10 protein-coding genes are annotated in these 18,712 nt (G+C 74.8%); 3 read left to right on the top strand and 7 right to left on the bottom strand.

What is annotated here, in order from left to right:
* Positions 1–29 precede the first annotated feature (29 nt).
* Both ACZ4U4_RS15440 and ACZ4U4_RS15435 read right to left on the bottom strand, forming a co-directional pair.
* Positions 30–4,025 (bottom strand): non-ribosomal peptide synthetase, encoded by a 3,996-nt coding sequence (locus ACZ4U4_RS15440; protein ID WP_467873697.1) that lies wholly within the window; start codon positions 4,023–4,025, stop codon positions 30–32.
* A 466-nt stretch (positions 4,026–4,491) separates the two neighbouring features.
* On the bottom strand, positions 4,492–5,721 hold the full coding sequence (locus ACZ4U4_RS15435) for a GDSL-type esterase/lipase family protein (protein WP_467873694.1): 1,230 nt from the start codon (positions 5,719–5,721) through the stop codon (positions 4,492–4,494).
* Positions 5,722–5,934: 213 nt separating this feature from the next.
* On the opposite strand from ACZ4U4_RS15435, the gene ACZ4U4_RS15430 reads away from it, so the two are divergent.
* Positions 5,935–6,327, top strand: a complete 393-nt coding sequence (locus ACZ4U4_RS15430; protein WP_467873691.1) for a VOC family protein — start codon at positions 5,935–5,937, stop codon at positions 6,325–6,327.
* 77 nt (positions 6,328–6,404) lie between these two features.
* On the opposite strand, the gene ACZ4U4_RS15425 is transcribed toward ACZ4U4_RS15430, so the two are convergent.
* From ACZ4U4_RS15425 to ACZ4U4_RS15405, 5 genes are all read right to left on the bottom strand, one after another.
* The gene (locus ACZ4U4_RS15425; RefSeq protein WP_467873689.1) at positions 6,405–7,082 is read right to left on the bottom strand and encodes a DUF4232 domain-containing protein; all 678 of its coding nucleotides are present in this window, start codon (positions 7,080–7,082) and stop codon (positions 6,405–6,407) included.
* 163 nt (positions 7,083–7,245) lie between these two features.
* Positions 7,246–9,993, bottom strand: a complete 2,748-nt coding sequence (locus ACZ4U4_RS15420; RefSeq protein ID WP_467873686.1) for an AfsR/SARP family transcriptional regulator — start codon at positions 9,991–9,993, stop codon at positions 7,246–7,248.
* Between the two features lie 202 nt (positions 9,994–10,195).
* Complete coding sequence (locus ACZ4U4_RS15415; protein ID WP_467873683.1) at positions 10,196–12,319, bottom strand: serine/threonine-protein kinase; 2,124 nt, start codon at positions 12,317–12,319, stop codon at positions 10,196–10,198.
* Positions 12,320–12,346: 27 nt separating this feature from the next.
* Positions 12,347–14,506: a protein kinase domain-containing protein gene (locus ACZ4U4_RS15410; protein ID WP_467873681.1), complete on the bottom strand. Its 2,160-nt coding sequence runs from the start codon at positions 14,504–14,506 to the stop codon at positions 12,347–12,349.
* A 4-nt stretch (positions 14,507–14,510) separates the two neighbouring features.
* Positions 14,511–15,380, bottom strand: coding sequence for a protein kinase family protein (locus ACZ4U4_RS15405; RefSeq protein WP_467873679.1), 870 nt, complete (start codon positions 15,378–15,380; stop codon positions 14,511–14,513).
* Positions 15,381–15,680: 300 nt separating this feature from the next.
* On the opposite strand from ACZ4U4_RS15405, the gene ACZ4U4_RS15400 reads away from it, so the two are divergent.
* Complete coding sequence (locus tag ACZ4U4_RS15400) at positions 15,681–16,847, top strand: glycoside hydrolase family 76 protein (RefSeq protein WP_467873676.1); 1,167 nt, start codon at positions 15,681–15,683, stop codon at positions 16,845–16,847.
* Between the two features lie 390 nt (positions 16,848–17,237).
* A complete protein-coding gene (locus ACZ4U4_RS15395; RefSeq protein ID WP_467873673.1) occupies positions 17,238–18,623 on the top strand; it encodes a VanZ family protein in 1,386 nt (461 codons plus the stop codon).
* The last annotated feature ends 89 nt before the right edge of the window (positions 18,624–18,712 follow it).

The raw sequence follows: 18,712 nt of genomic DNA, 5'->3' as shown, positions 1-18,712 counted from the left end.
GTCCGCCGCGGGCCCGTGGGGGGATCCGGTCACGCCGCACCTCCGGCGGGGGAGGTGAGGCCCTCGGCGTCCGGGGCGGTCGGCGGCGCCGGTCGCGGCAGCCGTGCCAGCTCCGCGGTGATCAGCTCCGCCACCCGCGGCAGCTGGTCGCCCTCCAGGATGTCCCAGTGACCGCAGCTCACCGGTTCGGTCACCAGCCCGCCGCCGGCCCGCCGCTCCCAGAACTCCCGCACGGCCGCCGGATCCTCGTCCTCCTCGGCCGCCTGGACGAACACCAGCCGGGCACCGGTCGACGGCACCTCGTAGTCGCGGGCGGTCATCCGGTTGTGGTTGTAGATCCGGAAGTACCGGTCGATCTGCGCGTCCTCGATGCCCGGGTACATCCCGTTGAACCGCACCAGCTTCGCGCGGAACTCGTCGGCGTCCACAGGGGTGACGGCCGCCCGCACCTCCGGATCGTCGCTGGAGCGGGTGTCGAGCAGCACCACGCTCACCCCGCGGTGCCCGGACGCCGCCAGCAGCCGCCCCATCGCATGGGCGACCAGCCCGCCGTACGACAGTCCGCACAGCACCAGCGTCTCGTCCTCGCGCACCTCGATCAGCCGCAGATACTCCTCGGCCATCGCCTCCACCGACGGCAGCGGCTCCTCCCCGGCGTTCAGACCGGGCGACTGGATACCGACGACACCCGTCTCCGGCGGCAGCGCGGTGGCCAGCGGCAGATAGCAGAAGGCGGTGCCGCCCGCCGGGTGCACACAGACCACCCGCTGCCGACCCGCACCCGGCCGGAACTCGATCAGATTGCTCCCCGGCTGCCCGGACGTGTCGGAGCGCAGCCGCCCGGCCAGCGCCTCGATCGTCGGATGGCTCAGCAGGTCGCGGATGGGCAGTGTCCGGCCGAACTCCTCGCGGACGGCGGAGGCCACCTTGATGGCGGAGACGGAGGTGCCGCCGATGTCGAAGAAGCTGTCGGTGACCGAGATCGACGGACGCAGCAGCACGCCCTGCCAGATCCGGTGCAGCGCCAGCTCGACGTGGTCGCGCGGCGCCGCGGTGTTCACCTGCGACGGCGCCGCGTGCGCCGCCGCCAGCAGCGCCTCCCGGTCCACCTTGCCGCTGCGGTTGAGCGGCAGCACCGGGAACTCCACGAAGAGCGCCGGGATCATGTGGTCGGGCAGCCGGTCGGCGAGCGCGGTGCGCCACTCGTCGGCGCGGCGCGGCGCGGCGTCGCCCCGGCCGAGGGCGGCCACCAGCCGCAGCTCACCGGCGTCGTCCCGGTCGGCGAGGACCGTCGCCTCCCGCACCCCGTCCAGCGCCAGCAACGCCGTCTCCACCTCGCGTGGTTCGATCCGGAAGCCACGCAGCTTGATCTGGTCGTCGCCGCGGCCCAGGAACTCCGCGTTGCCGTCGGGCAGCCGCCGCGCCAGATCGCCGGTGCGGTAGATCCGGCCACCCGGGACGAACGGATCCGGCCGGAACCGCTCCTCGGTCAGATCCGGCCGGCCGTGGTACCCGGCGGCGAGCGAGGCGCCGCCGAGCCAGACCTCACCCGGCACACCCGGCGGCACCGGCCGCATCCGCGCGTCGAGAAGGTAGAGCCGGGTGTTGCCCAGCGGCCGGCCGATCGGACACGACCGCTCCAGCGGCTGCGGATCGGTGTACGCGGTGCTGTAGGTCGTGGCCTCGGTCGGCCCGTAGCCGTAACAGATCCGCAGCCCCGGCAGCGCCTCCACCATCCGGTACAGCGCCTTCTCGGGCAGCGTCTCCACCCCGGTCAGCAGCTGCCGCAGCGCCAGCCCGGCCAGCCGCTCGCCGGGCGCCTCGTCGATCCAGCGGACGTAGGCGGGCGGCAGGAACGCCTGGACGATGCGGTGGTCACGCATCCAGTGCAGCAACGCGTCCGGGTCGCCGCGGAGTCCGTCGGGGACGAGGTGCAGCTCCGCGCCGGTGGTCGGCGGCAGCAGCAGCTCGTGGACCATCGCGTCGAAGCCGATGCCCGACCAGGCGGACGTCGCCTCACCGGGCGTGGGCCCGAACCGGTCCAGCCAGGTGTCGAAGAGGTTCAGCACACTGCGGTGGGTGACCGCCACGCCCTTGGGCCGCCCGGTCGAACCGGAGGTGTAGAGGACATACGCCAGATCCTCGGGCGCCGTGGTCACCACCGGCGCCTTCTCCGGGTCGCCCGCCGCCTCGACGGTCCGCAGGTCCAGATGGTCCTCGGGCGCGTCGGCGCGGTCGGTGAGCACCAGCGCCGGGGCGGCGTCCGCGATCATCGCGGCGCGCCGGGCGTCCGGCTGCCCGGGGTCGAGCGGGAGAAACGCGGCGCCCGCCTTCAGGATGGCGAGCAGTCCCACCACCAGCTCCGGCGTCCGCCCGGCGTGCAGTCCGACGACCTGCCCGGGCCGCACCCCGCGGGCGGCCAGCGCGGCGGCGAGCCGTTCCGCCCGCCGCGCCAGCGCCCCGTAGGTGAGGCGCTGCCCCGCGCACTCCACCGCCGTGGCGTCGGGGCGGGCCGCGACCTGCGCGTCGAAGCGGGCGATCAGCGCGGCGGGCGCGGCGACCGGCACCGCGCCGTCGCCGTGCGTCGCGTCCCAGTCGTCCAGCAGCCACCGGCGCTCCGCGTCGTCCAGCAGCTCCAGCTCACCGATGGTCCGCTCGGGCGCCGCGGCCATCTGGGTCAGCACCCGCTCCAGATACCGGGCGTACCGCTCCGCCGTCGCATGGTCGAACAGCGCGGTGGCGTAGTCGAGATGGCCGGAGAGGCAGCCGTCCTCCTCGGTCACCATCAGCATCAGATCGAACTTGGCGGCGATGAAGGGGAGCTTCAGCTTCTCCGCGCTCAGGCCCGGCAGCTCCAGCAGGGTGCCGATCGCCGGGGTCCAGGAGAGCGTCGTCTGGAACAGCGGGGTGTGGGCACTGCTGCGCAGCGGGTTGACCAGCTCCACCACGCGCTCCAGCGGCAGCTCCTGGTGGATCAGCGCGCCACGGATCCCGGCGCGGGCCCGGCGCAGCACCTCGGCGACGGTCGGGTCGCCGGACAGATCGCTGCGCAGCGCAAGGGTGTTGGCGAAGAACCCGATGACGTCGTCGGCGTCCCGCCCGCGGCGGTTGGCGCTGGGGATGCCGACAACGATGTCCGTCTGACCGGACAGCCGCGACAGCAGCACCGCCCAGCCGCTCTGCACGGCGGCGAAGAGCGAGGCGCCCTGCTCCTGCGCCGCCCGCCGCAGCGCCTCGGTCGTCCTCTCGTCCAGCCCTAGCGTGACCTGGTCACCGGTGAAGTCCTGCCGGGGCGGGCGCGGCCGGTCCGTGGGCACCTCCAACACAGGCGGCGCGCCCGCCAGCCGCTCCTGCCAGTACGCCTCCTGCGCGACGACCTCCGCATCGGCCACCCGGTCGAGCTGATCGGCCGCGTGGTCGGCGAACTGCCGGGACACCGGCGGCAGCGGATCGTCCCCGCCGGCCAGGAACGCGGCGTAGAGCGCGTTCAGTTCGTTGATCAGAATGATCTGGGACGCCCCGTCGATCACGATGTGGTGGACCGTCACCATCAGGACGTGGTCCTCCGGCGCGAGCCGGACGAGGAGGCTCCGGGCGAGCGGGCCGGTGCTCAGGTCGAACGGGACGGCGGACTCCGCCCGCAGCACCTCGGCGAGCCGCTCCTCCGAGGGGTTCTCGTCCGACAGATCGAGCGTGACCATCGGGAATCCGGCATCGGCGGGCGCCGCTATCTGGTACGTCTCGCCGTCGATGGCCACCATGCGGGAGCGCCATATCTCGTGCCGCGCCACGATCGCATCCAGCGCCCGGCGCAGCGCCACCGTGTCGAGCGGGCCCCGCAGCCGGTAGGGGAGTGGCTCGTTGTAGGCGTCCTCGGCCCCCTCCAGCTGGCTCAGCACCCACAGGCGGCGCTGCGAGGGCGACAGCGGCCGCGGCACCCCCTCTCCCGGCACGGCTGCCCCGCCGCGGGAGGGCCGCACCGCATCGGAGGGGCCGCTGTGGCGATGAGCGAAGGTCTGTGTCACCGGGAAACCATCTCTTTCCGCTGTGGGGGAGGGGGCGGAGGCCGGCGGGTGTCGCGTCGAGAGGGACGGTCGGTGGCGCTCCGAGGGGGCGGTGGCTCCGGCCCGTGGGCCCGGCGTGCCGGGTGGCGGGCGGCGGCGCCGGTTCCGGTCCGCCGGAAACGGGACCGGCGGGAACGAGCGGCCGGTGTCCGCCCGCCACGTACGTGCTCCGTCGCCGTGGCACCGCTGGTGCGGGGGTCGGTATCGGGCGGAATGAGTCGAAAGCTCGTTCCTGTGACCTCAGTGATGATTGATCAACACGTGAGCGGGTGTCAATGGCAGGAGGCTCACGTCGCATTCGGTGACGCGAAGCCGACCGTTGGTGAACCGGATCCGGGCCCACGCCACCCCGGAACAGGCATTTTCGGCCGCGCCGCAGCCACCCCGCCGTCCCCCGCTCCCCACCGCTGACGGTGCCGCCCGTCGCTCACTCCGTGCCGACGGGCCGCCCCGCACCGGCGAACGCGCCGCCGGGGCCGAACGCCAGCGCCGCGAACCGCTCGCCCATCCGGCGGTGCGTGGCGGCGTCCGGGTGGAGCTGATCGGGCAGCGGCAGCTCGGCGAAGTCCGACTCGCCGTACATCTCCCGCCCGTCGAGGAGGAAGAGCCGCGGGTCCCCGGCGGCGCGTTGGCGCACGATACGGGCCAGCTCCTCCCGGATGATGTTCAGCGTCAGCTTGCCGGCGGCCCGCTCGGCCGGATTGCCCGTGGCCTTGAACTGCAACTGTCCGTCGGAGAGGTTCTCGAAGTCCGGGGCGCTGGGGCCCGGGGTGTCCTCGTGGATCGGGCAGAGCACCGGCGAGATCACCAGCAGCGGAGCGGTGGGGTGGCCGTCGCGGATCGTGTCGAGGAAGCCGTGGACCGCCGGGGTGAAGGCGCGCAGCCGCATCAGGTCGCTGTTGACGAGGTTGAGGCCGATCTTGACGCTGATCAGGTCCGCCGGGGTGTCCCGCATCGCGCGGGCGGTGAACGGATCGAGCAGCCCACTGCCGCCCAGACCGAGGTTGACCAGCTCCGCACCGCCCAGCGAGGCGGCCAGCGCCGGCCAGGTGCTGGTCGGGCTCGCGGCGTTCGAACCGTGGCTGATCGAACTGCCGTGGTGCAGCCAGACCGGGGCGCCGCGCGAGGGCTGCGGCTCCACGGGCGCATCCGCGCGCACCGCCACCAACTGCGTGACCTCGTTGTGCGGCAGCCAGATCTCGATGTCCTTGGTGCCGTCGGACAGCCCCGCGAAACGCACCGTGCCGGGCTCTCCCGGCTTCGTCTCGGCCGTCCCCGCGGTCATGTCCAGCAGCAGGATGTTCCCGCCGGTCGTCGACGCCTGCGCGGTGAGCTGCCCGTCGACCACCAGGTCGTAGACGCCGTCCGGCCGCTCCGGCGCGCCCACGTACGCCATCTTCGTGCGCAGCGTGTCCAGTTCGAGGGTGGTGGCCCGGGTGCGGAACGCCAGCCGCACGCCGGAGGGCTGCGACTCGGCGAGGGAGATCCGCGGATCGGAGAACTGCGCGCGGGCGCGTGCGGGCAGCCGGTGCGGCAGCAGCCCGTGCGCGGTGCGCTCCACGTCGAGGGCGCCGCGCAGCAGTGACTCGGTGAGCGGAACGGTGAGCAGATCGGGCGCACCGTCCGGACCTGCGGTGTCGTCGTGCTGAGGGGTCATGGCACCACCTTGTCAATTGTCTTCCGGATACGCACACGGATTCCCGCGCGGGGCACGGAGCGGCCGGACCGGGCGCCGTCGACCGGGCCCGGCCCGGTCCTGGGCCTCGCGTACGACGGCGTCGGCCGCCCGCGAACTCGGCCTTCCGGCAGCTACGTTGGGCTCCGCCGCCGGGCCACCGCCGACCGACCGCCGCTCTTCAGGGAGACATCGATGGAACTCGCCCAGGTCCGCCTGCTCGTCACGGACTTCCCCGGCTGTTACCGCTTCTACCGCGACGTGCTGGGGCTGACGCCGCAGTTCGAGGCGGCCGACGGCCCGTACGCGAAGTTCACGGCCGACGGCGGCGCCACCGGCATCGCGCTGCAGGACCGGGCGCAGATGGCCGACGTCCTCGGCGCCCTCGCCGAGGAGCCGCGGGGCCACCGCTCCCTCGTCGTCCTGCGCGTCGACGACCTCGACCGCTGCTGTGCGCAGGTCCGCGCCCGCGGCGCCGTCCCGGTGCACGGCCCGGCACCCATGACCGACCGGATGCGCGTCGCCCACCTCCAGGACCCCGAGGGGAACCTCGTCGAACTCCAGGAGTGGCTGGTCCCACGGGCATGACGGCCGCGTCCGACCGGGCGGGGAGGCTCCCGGTCGGACGCGGCCGTCCTCGGACGCGGCGCGGCGGCCGCGGACCGTCAGAAGTCGTAGGGCTTCTTGGTGTTCCAGTTCAGGACGTCGGCCTCGTTCCAGGCGAACTCGTTGTTCTCGCCCGTGACGTTGAGGGAGTACTCGGGCTGGAGGCGGCCGTTGTTGTCGCGCAGGGCCATGGAGATGCCGCTGGCGCGGCGGTCGTCCTTGCCGTAGTCGAAGAGGTTGGCGGCGCTGTAGACGGTGCCCTCGGGCCGGAGCGTGATCTTCTGCTTGCCGCCGTCCGACTTCTTGGAGAGCGGCAGGGCGGCGCCTTCGCCGTTGAGCTTGACGGACGGGTACGAGGTGACCCAGCAGGGCTTGTCGCCCGTGTTCACCGCGGTGATCAGCAGGTGGTCACCCTGCTGGCCCGCGAAGCGGTGCTTTACCGTGACGTGCAGCTCGTCGCCGACGCACTGCCGGGTGCCCGCCGCGCCGCCGCCCTGGCCGGCGGCGTCCGCACCGCCCGTCGCCGACGCCGACTTGGCCTCGCCCTTGCCGTCCTTCGCCTCCGTGCCGTCGGTCTTGGCCGAGGAGCCCTTGGCGTCCGCACCGGACGCGGACTGGCTCTGCCCGGCGGCGTCGTCGCTCTTCGCGCCGTCGTTGCCGCCGCAGGCGGTCAGGCTCAGGGCGAGGGCGGCGGTGGCGGTCGCCAGGACGGTGGCGCGGATGCGGGAAGTACGCATGATCGGGTCCCCTGTGGTCGAGTGCGGGACTCTCAGGTCGTTCCCGCGTCGTGTGCACCACTCTTCCCGGGGCGGCTGACGTTCCACCAACGCCTCACCAACGTGCCACTGACGGTCCACGAGCGAACGGGTGACAGCGCTGTCGGAGCGGCGCTTTCGCAGGTCAGGAACGGGATTGCAGGCGCGCCAGGGCCTGGTCGTGCCGGGCCTTGAGGGTGGCCAGCTCCGGACCGGTGGCCACCCGGAGCAGTACGCCCAGCGCGCGCACCGCCCCGTCGTCGAACCCGCACGCCTCCGCCGCGTCCGCCGCCTCCCGGAGCCGGGCGGTGCCCGCCGCCTCGTCCCCCCTCCCCAGCAGCGCCTCACCGGCGGCGGCGACCAGCAGCACCCTTCCTGCCGCCGAGGCGTCCACCACCTCGTCCAGCGCCTGCGCCGCGGCCACCGTCCCGAGCGCCGACTCCCAGGCCCCGCACTCCAGTTGATGGCGCGTCAGGTGGTACAGCGCGAGGCGTTCGGTGTACGGATCGCCGGCGTCGTGCGCCAGCCGCGCCGCGTCGGCGCACTCCTCCGCCGCCTCCAGCGGACTGCCGAGCGCCGCCTGCGCCAGCGACAGATTGACCAGCGCCGTCGCCTGCGCCCTCCGGTCCCCGGCCCGCGCCGCCAGCACCGGCGCCGCCTCCAGATGGGCCAGCGCCTCCGGGACGCGGCCCTCCTCCGTCAGCACCCACCCCAGCAGCGCCAGGATCCGCGACTGCGCCCGCAGATCACCGTCGGCCCGCGCCGCCTCCAGCGCCGTGCCCAGCAACGCGCTCCAGCCGTCCCGCACCCGCCACACGATCAGCGGCCACAGGCCCAGCACGAGCCGCCAGGTCCGGCTGTGCAGCCCCGCCGCGTCCGCCGCTGCCGCCGCCAGCGTCAGCTCCTCGTGCTCGGACTCGTACCACGCCATCGCCTCCTCCCGGGCGGCGAACCGGCGGATCTCCCGCGGCGTGCGGACGTCCGCGGGCAGCGGGAAACACGACTCGTCGCCCGGCTCGGCCGCGTCCGCGGCGGCCAGCGCGGTCGCCACCGCGTGGTCGAGCGCCCGCAGCAGGGCGTCCGGATCCGCGTCCAGCCCCCGCGCGTACAGCCGGACGAGATCGTGCAGCGTCCAGCGGTCCGGCGCGGCCCGGGTCACCAGATGGGCCGCGGCGAGCCGCTCCAGGGCGGCCTCGGCGGCGGCCGGACCGGTGCCCGCCAGGGCCGCCGCCGCGTACCGGTCGACATGGGTGCCGGGGTGGCGGCCCAGATGCGCGAAGTGGTGCGCGGCGTCCGCCGGGAGGCGCCGCACCGTCAGCCGCAGCGCCGCCCGCACGCCGGTGTCCTCGACGTCCAGCAGCGCCAACCGCCGGGACTCGTCGGAGAGTTCACCGCTCAGCGCGGACAGCGACCACTCCGGCTGATCGGTCAGCCGGGCCGCGGTCACCCGCAGCGCGAGCGGCAGCCCGCCGCACAGCTCGGCCAGGCGCCGCGCCGCCCCCGCCTCCGCGCGCACCCGCTCCTCGCCGAGCACCGCGGCGAGCAGCGCGGCGCTGTCCTCGGGCCCCAGCACGTCCACGGGCACCGGGCGGGCCGCGTCGGAGGCGATCAGCCCGGGCAGCCGGTGGCGGCTGGTGACCACCGTGACGCACCGCGCACCGCCCGGCAGCAGCTCCTGCACCGGCGCGGAGCCGGGCGCGTTGTCCAGGACGACCAGCAGCCGCCGGTCGGCCACCAACGACCGGAACAGCGCCGACGCGCCGCGCGCCGACTCCGGTATCCGCCGCGGCGCCACCCCCAGCGCCAGCAGGAACTCCCGCACGACCTCGGCCGGTTCCACCTCGGGGGTGTCGCTGAAGCCCCGCAGATCGGCGTAGAGCAGACCGCCGGGGAACCGCTCACGGTTGCGGTGCGCCCAGTGCACCACCAGCGCGGTCTTGCCCACCCCGGCGGGCCCGGTGACCAGACAGACCGGCGCCTCCCCGGCGGTGGCACGGTCCAGCGCCGCCAATTCCTCGGCCCGGCCGTGGAAACCGCGCGGTATCCGGGGGAGCAGATCGACGGTCTCCGGGGGCGCGGCGACGGGCGCTTCCGGCGCCCGCGGTTCCGGCACCGCGGGCGCCGCCGGAGCCTTCGGATCCGCCGCCGGGTCACCGTCGCCGCGCAGCGCCACCGCGTACGCGTCCGCCAGCTCCCGCCCCGGATCGACGCCCAGCTCCTCCGAGAGCAGCCGCCGGGTGCGGTGGAACCAGTCCAGCGCGTCCGAACGGCGCCCGGCCCGCTGCAGCGCCAGGATCAGCGCCGCCGACAGCGACTCCCGCAACGGCTGGGCGGCTGCCTCCGCCCGCAGCAGCGCCGCCGCCCGCGCATACTCACCGACCTGCGTGTACGCCCCGGCCAGCAGCTCCACGGCGGTCAGCCGCAGTTCCTCCAGGGCGTGCGCGGCGGCCTGCAGCGGGGCGCTGCGGTACGCACCGGTGAGCGCGGGGCCCTGCCACAGCGCCAGCGCGTCCTGGTACATCGCCACCGCGTCGCCCGCCGCCCGCTGACCGCGCGCCAGCGCCACCAGCTCCTCGAAGCGGTACGCGTCCAGCAGACTCTCCGGCATCCGCAGCACATACGCGGCGCCCTGCGTGACCAGCTCCACGCCGTACATCCCGGCCCCGGCTTCGGACAGCAGCGACCGCAGCCGCGAGACATGACCCTGGATGACGCTCCGGGCCCGCGGCGGCGGCTCCTGGTCCCACAGCGCGTCCGTCAGCGCCTCCACCGGCACCGGATGGTTGGGCCGCAGCAGCAGAGCGGCCAGCAGACTGCGCCGCTTCGCGGGGCCGAGCGGCAGCTCACCGACCTCGGTGACGACGGACACCGCTCCGAGCAGCCGGAACTCCACTGACGTATCTCCTCCTGGGGGAAGCCGTCAGATTACCGGAGCGCGGGGGAGTGTTCCCCGGTCGCGGCCGGTGCGCAGCCGTGGGCACACCCCGGGGAAAGCCGGTGGCGGGCGGACCGCCCGGCCGCCACGACGGCATCCGGGCGTACGGACGGAACGGGGAGCGGCGGCCCGGGCGGCCCCCGCCGCCCGGCCCGGCCCCTCAGAACACCCGAAGCGCCGTCAGCGCACCGGAGTTGAGGACGAACAGCCGGTTCGCGGCGCCCGCCGCCGTGCGGCCCGAGCCCTCCTTGAGCGGGTAGGTCTGCCCCTGGGTGGAGGTGACATCGGCGCCGCGCGGCCAGCCGGTGATCCCGGTGTCGCGGCTCTCCACCACCCAGACGCTGCCCGCCTGCACCACCGGCGGCTGCCACGGCGGCGTCACCCCGGCCACCATCGTCGTCATGCCCGCCTCCTCCCCGTCGGTACGCAGCGACCGCAGCGCATCGCCGTCGAGGGCGTACACCACCCCGGAGGCCACGGTGGGCGGGCCGAAGCCGTACACCTCGCGCCGGATCGGCTGCATCGTCGGCCGGGACCAGCGCACCTTGCCGTCGCCCGCGCCGACCGCCGCCAGCGTGTGGCCGCCCAGATACACCGTGCCGTTGTCGATCGCGGGCCGCAGCGCACCCGCGGCCTGTCCCTTGCGCACCCACGCCCGCCCGCCGTCCGAGGCGCGTACCGCGGCCACGTCGCCACCGGAGGTGCAGACCACCAGCACCCCGGCGCCCAGCGCCGCCGCCGGACGCCCGCCGGTCAGCGGCAGCGGCGGCCGGCGCGTCCACCGCACCGTCGCGTCCTTCGTCGCCACACACCGCAGCTCGCCCTGGGACGTCAGCACGTACACATGGGCGGCGTCCGCGGCCAGCAGGGTGTTCACCCCGGCGTCGGCGGTCCACCGGGGCTCACCGGTCGAGGCGACGAAGGTGCGCAGCACCCCGTCGCTGTCGGCGGTGGCCACCAGCCGGTCGGCGATCGACAGATAGCCCGCGTCGCCCCGGACGTCACCGGCGCTCCAGCGCTCCTTGCCGTCGACGACCCGGCGGGCGGTGACACCGCCGCCCGCCGCCGCGCACACCACCACGTCCCGCACCGGCAGCGGCGGCGGCGACCCGGCGTCGGCCACCTGCTCCACCGGCCCCCACAGCGGCTCCGGCGTCCCGGTGCCGGTGCCCAGCTCCGCGGGGCGCACCGTGGCGGCCGACGGGATGTCGAACGGGTCGGTGAACACCTGCGACCCGCCGTCCGACAGCCACCACACCGCACCGCCCGCCCCCGCCGCGACCAGCGCACCGCCGCCCGCCAGCGTCAGCAGCAACCGCCGCCGCGACGGCTTCGCACCGGACACCGCGGTCGCCTCCGTGCCGGGAGCGCCGCCGCCCGGCAGCACCGTTGGCGGGCTCTGCCCGGCCAGCCGCTTCGCCGCGCTCTCCCGGTCGCGGATGTCGGCGGCGTACGGCCCCGACCTCCACAGCCGGGCGCCCCGCTGCGGCGCCCGGGCCGCCTCGGCGACCTGGGCGGGCAGCGGCCGCGCCGCCGGATCCTTCGCGAAACACGGCTCGACCAGATACCGCAGCGCCGGCGGCACCAGCGTCAGATCCGGGGCGCCGTGCACCACTTCGTAGAGGATCGCGGTGATCTCGGCACCGGTGTACGCCGGGCGGCCGCTCGCGGCGAAGACCAGCACCGCGCCGAGCGAGAAGACGTCCGCGGCTGGGCCGACGCGCTGCCCCAGCACCTGCTCCGGCGCGCCGTACCCCGGCGTGACCGGGATCTGCCCGGTCCGGGTCAGCGTCAGCCCGTGCTCGGGCCGGGCGATGCCGAAGTCGATGATGCGCGGGCCGCGGGAGGTCAGGACGACGTTCGACGGCTTGAGGTCACGGTGGACCAGACCGGTGGCGTGGATGTCCCCGAGCGTGACCGCCAGCGCCCGCGCGGTCTCCCGCAACAGCCCCTCGTCGAGCGGGCCGTGCCGCTGCACCGCATCGTCCAGCGTCGGCCCGGCCAGGAACTCCGAGGCGATCCACGGCCGCCCCGACTCCAGCTCCGCGCCCAGCACCCGGGCGATGCCGTCGCTGGTCACCGCCCGCGCGGTCTGCGCCTCCCGGACGAAACGGTCGACCAGATGCCGGTCGTGCGCCAGCTCGGGCAGCAGGACCTTGACGGCCGCCGGCCGCCCCTCCGCGTCCCGCCCGAGGTACACCTTGCCCATCCCGCCCTCGCCGAGCACCCCGACGATGCGGTACGGGCCGAGCCGGAGCGGATCTCCGGCGCCGAGAGTTCTCAACTTCGGTCCTTCCTGGACAAGAGGTACTCAGGCGAGCGGCAGCGCGAAGGAGGCCCGTTCCTCACGGAGGTAGAGCTTTCCGCGCTCGGGGTCGGCGGCCAGCACCGTCGCGTCGGTGGGGAACGTCCACACCGCGGTGCGGCTGCGGATGTCCACCGCACGCAGCCCCTTGTCATCGAGGCTGTAGACGTACTTCCGGCCCACGACCGGCGCGACGTCGCGGTTCAGGCGGCGGCCCTTGAGGCCCTTCTCCGCCCAGTTGAGGCTGCCGGTCAGCGCGTCCAGCGCCACCAGACCGCGGTCGCCCTCGGTGCAGTACAGGACGCCGTCGTGCAGGGCCGGGGGCCCGTAGACGCGGGTCCGGCCCGCGCTGTCGCCGACGTTGCGGTCGTGGCCGAAGAGCCAGCCGCTCTCCCCGTCGGCCAGCTTCCGGGCGCCGACCGCCTCGTCGGAGAGGTAGACGTACCGGCCGTCGACGAGCAGCTCGGACGGCGGCTCGCCGGAGAACGGCGAGGAGAGCGTCCACCCCACCTTGCCGTTGGCGAGGGAGTACGTCGTCACATTGACGAAGTGGATGCCGGAGTCGGACCGGGACACCACCAGCCGCCCGCCGACCACCGCCCCGCGCAGCATCGGCGGCAGATAGCCGTCGGCCGCCGAGTCCACATGGGTGCGCCACCGCACCCGGCCGGTGCGCAGCTCGACGGCGAGGACGTACCAGCGGTCGGGGGAGACCGCCCGGGCCGCCAGATAGGCGGTCTTCTCCACCACGCACAGCAGCTGGTTGCGGTTCTCGCCGCCGCGGTACTCCGCCAGCTCCACCAGCGGCTTGCCGGGCTGGCCGTCGGCCGGGTCGAGGAGGCAGACCGCCAGCTTCCTGCCCTCCTTGTCGTCGCGGAGCGCGTAGATGTCGGTGCCGTCGCACGCCCACCGCCAGACGTCGGCGACGTTCGCCTGCCAGGTGCCCTTGCCGCTCTCCGGGTTGACGCCGCACAGCACGACGCCCGCGGGCATCGCCAGCCCGTGCGGCGTCGACACCACGTCGCCGAAGCGGTCCGGGGTGCGCGAGGGGAACGTCCACAGCCGCGTCGGCGGCTTCACCGGTTTCGGCGGCGGCGCCTCCCCACCGGGACCGCCGCCCCGGCCCAGCCACGCCCACAGCCCGCCCGCCGCGCCGGCGCCCGCGACGACCCCGCCGGCGGTCATCGCCAGCATCCGGCGGCGCGAGGGCCCCGCCGCCCCGCCCGGCAGCGTCACCGGACCCGGCGGCAGGTCCGGGGGCGGCGGCGTCAGCCGCGGCGGCTGCCGCCACACGTCGTCACCGCGCTGCGCGATCATCCGCAGCACCCCGTCCGGCAGCACATCCGCGAAGACCTGCGGGATGCCGTCCGGCGCCAGTGCCGCGGCCAGCTCCTCGGTCGTCGGGCGCTGCGCCGGGTCCTTCGCCAGCGCGCGGCCCAGCAGCGGCACCAGCTCCGGCGGCACCCCGCCGAGGTCCGCCTCGGTGTGGCGGACGCGGTAGAGCAGATCGGCGGGCTGCCCGGAGCCGAACGGGCCGTGGCCGGACGCGGCGAACACCAGCAGCCCGCCGAGCGCGAACACCTCGCCCGCCGTGGTGTGTTCGAGACCGGCCGCCTGCTCCGGCGACATGAACGCGGGTGTCCCCACGGCCGCACCGGCCTGCGTCAGCGGCGCCTCGCCGACGGCATGGGCCACCCCGAAGTCGATGATCTTCGGCCCGCCCGCGGTGACCAGGATGTTCGACGGCTTGAGATCGCGGTGCACCACTTCCGAACGGTGCAGCTGCGCCAGCCCCTGGGCCAGCGCCGCGCCCAGCGCCCGCACGGCCCGCTCCGGCAGCGGACCGGCGGCCGCCACCGCATCGTCCAGCGGCGGACCGAGGACGTACTCCGTCGCCAGCCACGGCCGGGGCGCGTCCGGATCGGCGTCGTGGACCTGCGCACCGTGGCGGCCACCGATCACCCGCGCCGCGTCCACCTCCAGCCGGAAGCGGTGGCGCAGCGCCGTATCGGCGGACAGCCGCTGGTGCAGCACCTTGAGCGCGACGGTGCGGCCGCCCGCCGTACGCGCCAGATAGACGGTGCCCATCCCGCCAGCGCCCAGCCGGGACAGGAGCAGATAGGGGCCGACGGTGTGCGGATCGTCGTGGAGAAGGGCGGTCTGCATGGTGTCAGCGCACCTCGGGAAGCTCGGCGGCGAGCACCGCGGCCGCCTGCAGGGACAGGGCCGCGACCACCCGGCCGGGCAGCGACACCGGCTCGGTGCCCGCACTCTGCGTGCCCCAGGCCGCGCCCGGCGCCAACTCCGCCAGCACCTGGGCCGGTTCGGGCCGAGCGGCCGGATCCCGCGACAGGCAGGCGGTGATCGGTGCCCGCAGCCCGGCCGGGAGCTCCGCCCGCTCCGGCACCGTGTGGCCGGTCGCCGCGTACGCCAGGACGGCGCCCAGCGCGTACACGTCGGCCGCTGCCTGGACCGGCCCGCCCGCGGCCAGTTCGGGCGCGAGACAGCCCGCGTCGATACCGGGCATCCCGGTCCGCGGCGCGCCCTCCGGCGCCGCCGCGCGCACCGCGCCGAAGCACGACGCCAGCGGACCGTACGCGGTGAGCAGCACCGCGGCGGGGCACAGCCCGCCGTGCACCACGCCCAGGACGTGCGCCGACGCCAGCGCTTCGGCGAGCGCCGCGCCGAGCGCTCGCACCGCCTCCTCGGGCAGCGGGCCACCGCAGGCGTCCAGCGCCTCCGGCAGCGGCAGCACCGGCCGGTAGGGCGAGGCGAGCCAGGGGAACGCGGCGCTGCCGCCGACCTGCGCCACCGGCCACAGACCGGGCTGGTTCAGTTTCGCCGCCCACTGCGCCTCGGCCGCCCAGCGCCCCGGATCGGCGCCCTGGAGCGGCAGCCCCATCAGCACCGTCCGCGACCCGTCGGCGCTGCGCGCCAGATAACGCCGTTCGGGAACGCCCCGCCGCGCGGCCGGATCGAGCCGCGCCAGCGTCAGAAACTCCCCGATCCGCGGCGGATCGTCCTGCCGCAGCCCTTCCATACCGTCTCCCCGTTCGTCAAGCACCGGCACGCGAGCCTACCCGGCGGTCGGATCCCCCGGCGGCCGGGGTGATCCCGCCGGACCCCGCCGGACCAGGGACGCGGCGCCGGTCACCGGCGGCACCCACCTCGCCCGACCCGTGCCCGGCCGCGGAGAGACCCGCCCCGGCCGTCGCGCCGCCCGCCGTGGAGGCCAACCCTCCGGCACCCCAGGGAACTTGGCTCCGGGCGGACGGCGTCCTCGGGGGTGATCGCACACGGTGGGCCGCCGCTTCCGGCGACCCGACGACGAGGAGCCCGTATGCCACCGAAACCGGACACCACCTCCGACACGGCACCGGCGTCCCCGCGGCGCGTGACGGCGCGCCGCGCGGCCGCCGCACTCACCGCGCTCGCCGCCGTGGGGGTGCTCGCCGCCGTCGCGGCACCCGCGCCCGCCACCACGGCGGCCAAGGCCCGGGCGGACCGCGCCGCCCCGGTCACCGCCGACCGCCGCCTGGCCGCCGCCACCGCGCTGATGCGGGACTACGACCGCAAGACCGGCCTCTTCGGCGGCAACGGCTGGTGGACCAGCGCCAATGCGCTGACCGCCGTCATCGACACCATGCAGCGCACCGGCGACAAGAGCTTCGCCCACGCCGTGAACGAGACGTACGACAAGAACAAGGACCGCACCGACGGCGGCAACCAGGGACAGTTCCGCAACGAGTACCTCGACGACACCGGCTGGTGGGGGCTGGCCTGGGTCAAGGCGTACGACCTCACCGGCGACGCCCGCTACCTGGACACCGCCCGCGCCGACGCCGACCACATGGCGGGCTACTGGACCGACACCTGCGGTGGCGGCGTCCAGTGGAAGACCGACACCGCGTACAAGAACGCCGTCACCAACGAGCTCTACCTCGCGCTCAACGCCGCACTGCACAACCGGACGCCCGGCGACACCCGGTATCTCGACCGGGCGAACCGCGGCTGGAACTGGCTGCGCGACAGCGGCATGATCAACGGAAAACACCTGATCAACGACGGTCTGGACGGTTCCTGCCGGAACAACGGCCAGCCGACCTGGACCTACAACCAGGGGGTGGTCCTCGGCGGTCTCGCGGAGCTGCACAAGGCCACCGGCGACCAGGAACTCCTGCGTGCCGCTCGCGAACTGGCCGACGCCTCCACCGGATCGGACGCCCTCAACCCGGGCGGGATCCTCCGCGAGCCGAACGAGGCCGACAGCTGCACCGGCGACGGCCCCAGCTTCAAGGGCGCATACGTCCGCGGTCTCGGCGCCCTCGACCGGGAGCTGGACGGCCACCCGTACGACGGCTATCTGAAGAAGCAGGCCGACACCGCCTACGCCAAGGACCGCAACGCACTCGACCAGTACGGACCGCACTGGAACGGCGACCCCGGCAACGGCCCCGGCCACGGCTGCCAGCACTCCGCGCTGGACCTGCTGAACGCGGCACCGTGAACACCTTCCGGGGCGGCCCGGCGCACCACTTCCCCGTGGCGGGGAGGGGAAGTGGTGCGGTACCGGCCGTTTCGCCCCCGCGGCATGAAACGGGCAGGTCATGTGGGGTGTGAGCGGGTTGTTCGGGGCGCCTGGGCGTCTGACAGGATCACGGCGGAGGCCCGGCGCCGGCCGGCCGTGAGGCGCCGGCGCGACCCCCGCGTTCCGGGGCGGGCGCTCCGTCGATCCTTGCCGTGAAGATGACAGGACACAGATGAACCTCGGGACCTCCTTCCTCCCCACGGGAGTCGTCCGGCCGGCGGCGCACCACCGCGCCGCGGGGCCACCACCGCCGGCCGACGGGCACCCGGCGGACCGCGTGCACACCGCCGCGGCGGGGGAGGGGGCGCGGTGACCGACGCCTACCTCCTCCCGCTGCACACGGCGGCGCTGCTCTTCCCCGCCCTGGCCCTGCTGATATCGGTTCCGCTGGCGATCGTCCTCTACCGGCGCCACGGCATCATGACCCGCTGGCGCACCCTGTCCGTCTTCACCTTCGTCTACTTCGCCATCTCGGCGTTCTGCCTCGTGATGGTGCCGCTGCCGAGCAGCGCCGTGGACGTCTGCGCGATGTTCCCGACCTTCCGGCATCCGCAGTGGATACCGGGGAACTTCCTTGCCGACCTGTGGAAGGAGTCCCACCACCAGATCTCCTTCGGCGCGCTGATCCTGCACAACTCGGGCTTCTGGCAGGAGATCTTCAACCTCCTCCTGCTGCTTCCGCTGGGCGTCTTCGTACGGCTGCACCTCCGGCGCGGACCGCTCGCCGCCACCCTCGCCGGGTTCGGCGTCTCCCTCTTCTTCGAGCTGACCCAGTTCACCGGGTTGTGGGGGATCTACCCCTGCCCCTACCGGCTCTTCGACATGGACGACCTGATCGCCAACACGGCCGGGGCGGTGCTCGGCTGGCTGATCTGCGCCCCGCTGGCCCGCCGGCTGCCGGAGCTGAACACGCTGGACGACCGGGCGCTGGCCGCCGGTGACAAGGTCCCGTTCGGCCGCCGTCTGGTCGCGCTGCTGCTGGACGCGACGGGCCTGCTGATCGTCGGACCGCCGGTGAGCTTCGCGGTGTCCACCCTCCGCGGCGCCGATGCAGGGCTGCTGACGCCGGTGATCCTCACCGTCCTGTGGTTCGTGGTGGTGCCGTGGCAGACCGGCGGATTCACGCCGGGCAAGCGGGTGTTGCTGCTCCGGCTGACGGCCCGCGACGGCTCCCGGCCCCGGCTGGGCGCGCTGGCGCTGCGGGCCACCGCCCTCGCCGCGCCGCCACTGGCCCTGGTGCTGGTCATGGCCGCACTGTTCCTACGGGTGATCGGGGGCCGGTGGGCCGGCGGCCGGATGGCGATGCTGGGGCTCGCGGCGGTGTTCTGCTGCGGTGTGCTGGTCTGTCTGGTGCTGTACCTCTGGGCCGCCCGCGCGGCCCGCCGCCACCCCGACGGCCTCGGCTACCACGAGATCTGGTCCGGCGTCGTCAACACGCCGCTGCCGCACGGCCGGGCGCGGAAGCGGGCGATGGCGAGGGCGACGGCCGCGGGAGCGACGGCGGGCACCGGGGCGGAGCAGGGGCCGGAGGCTGCGGGGGCGGCCGGGTCAGGCTCGGCCGTGCCCGAGGCGGAGGATCCCGGCACAGAAGCCTCCGGCAAGGAGGTCTCCGGCAAGGAAGCCTCCGACGCGGACGCCGGCACCACGCCCGCGGACGCGGCTGACGTCCCCGGAAAGACCCCCGCCGGACCGTGACCGGCAGGTGGGGGGGGGGGGGGGGGGGGGGGGGCCAGGAACCCAGAAAAACCCCGAGAACCACCCCCTAGGACGTTGTTTAGAGTGCT

The sequence above is a fragment of the Streptomyces sp. NPDC029159 genome (assembly GCF_055564055.1).
This window is presented reverse-complemented; position numbering and strand designations above follow the sequence as displayed.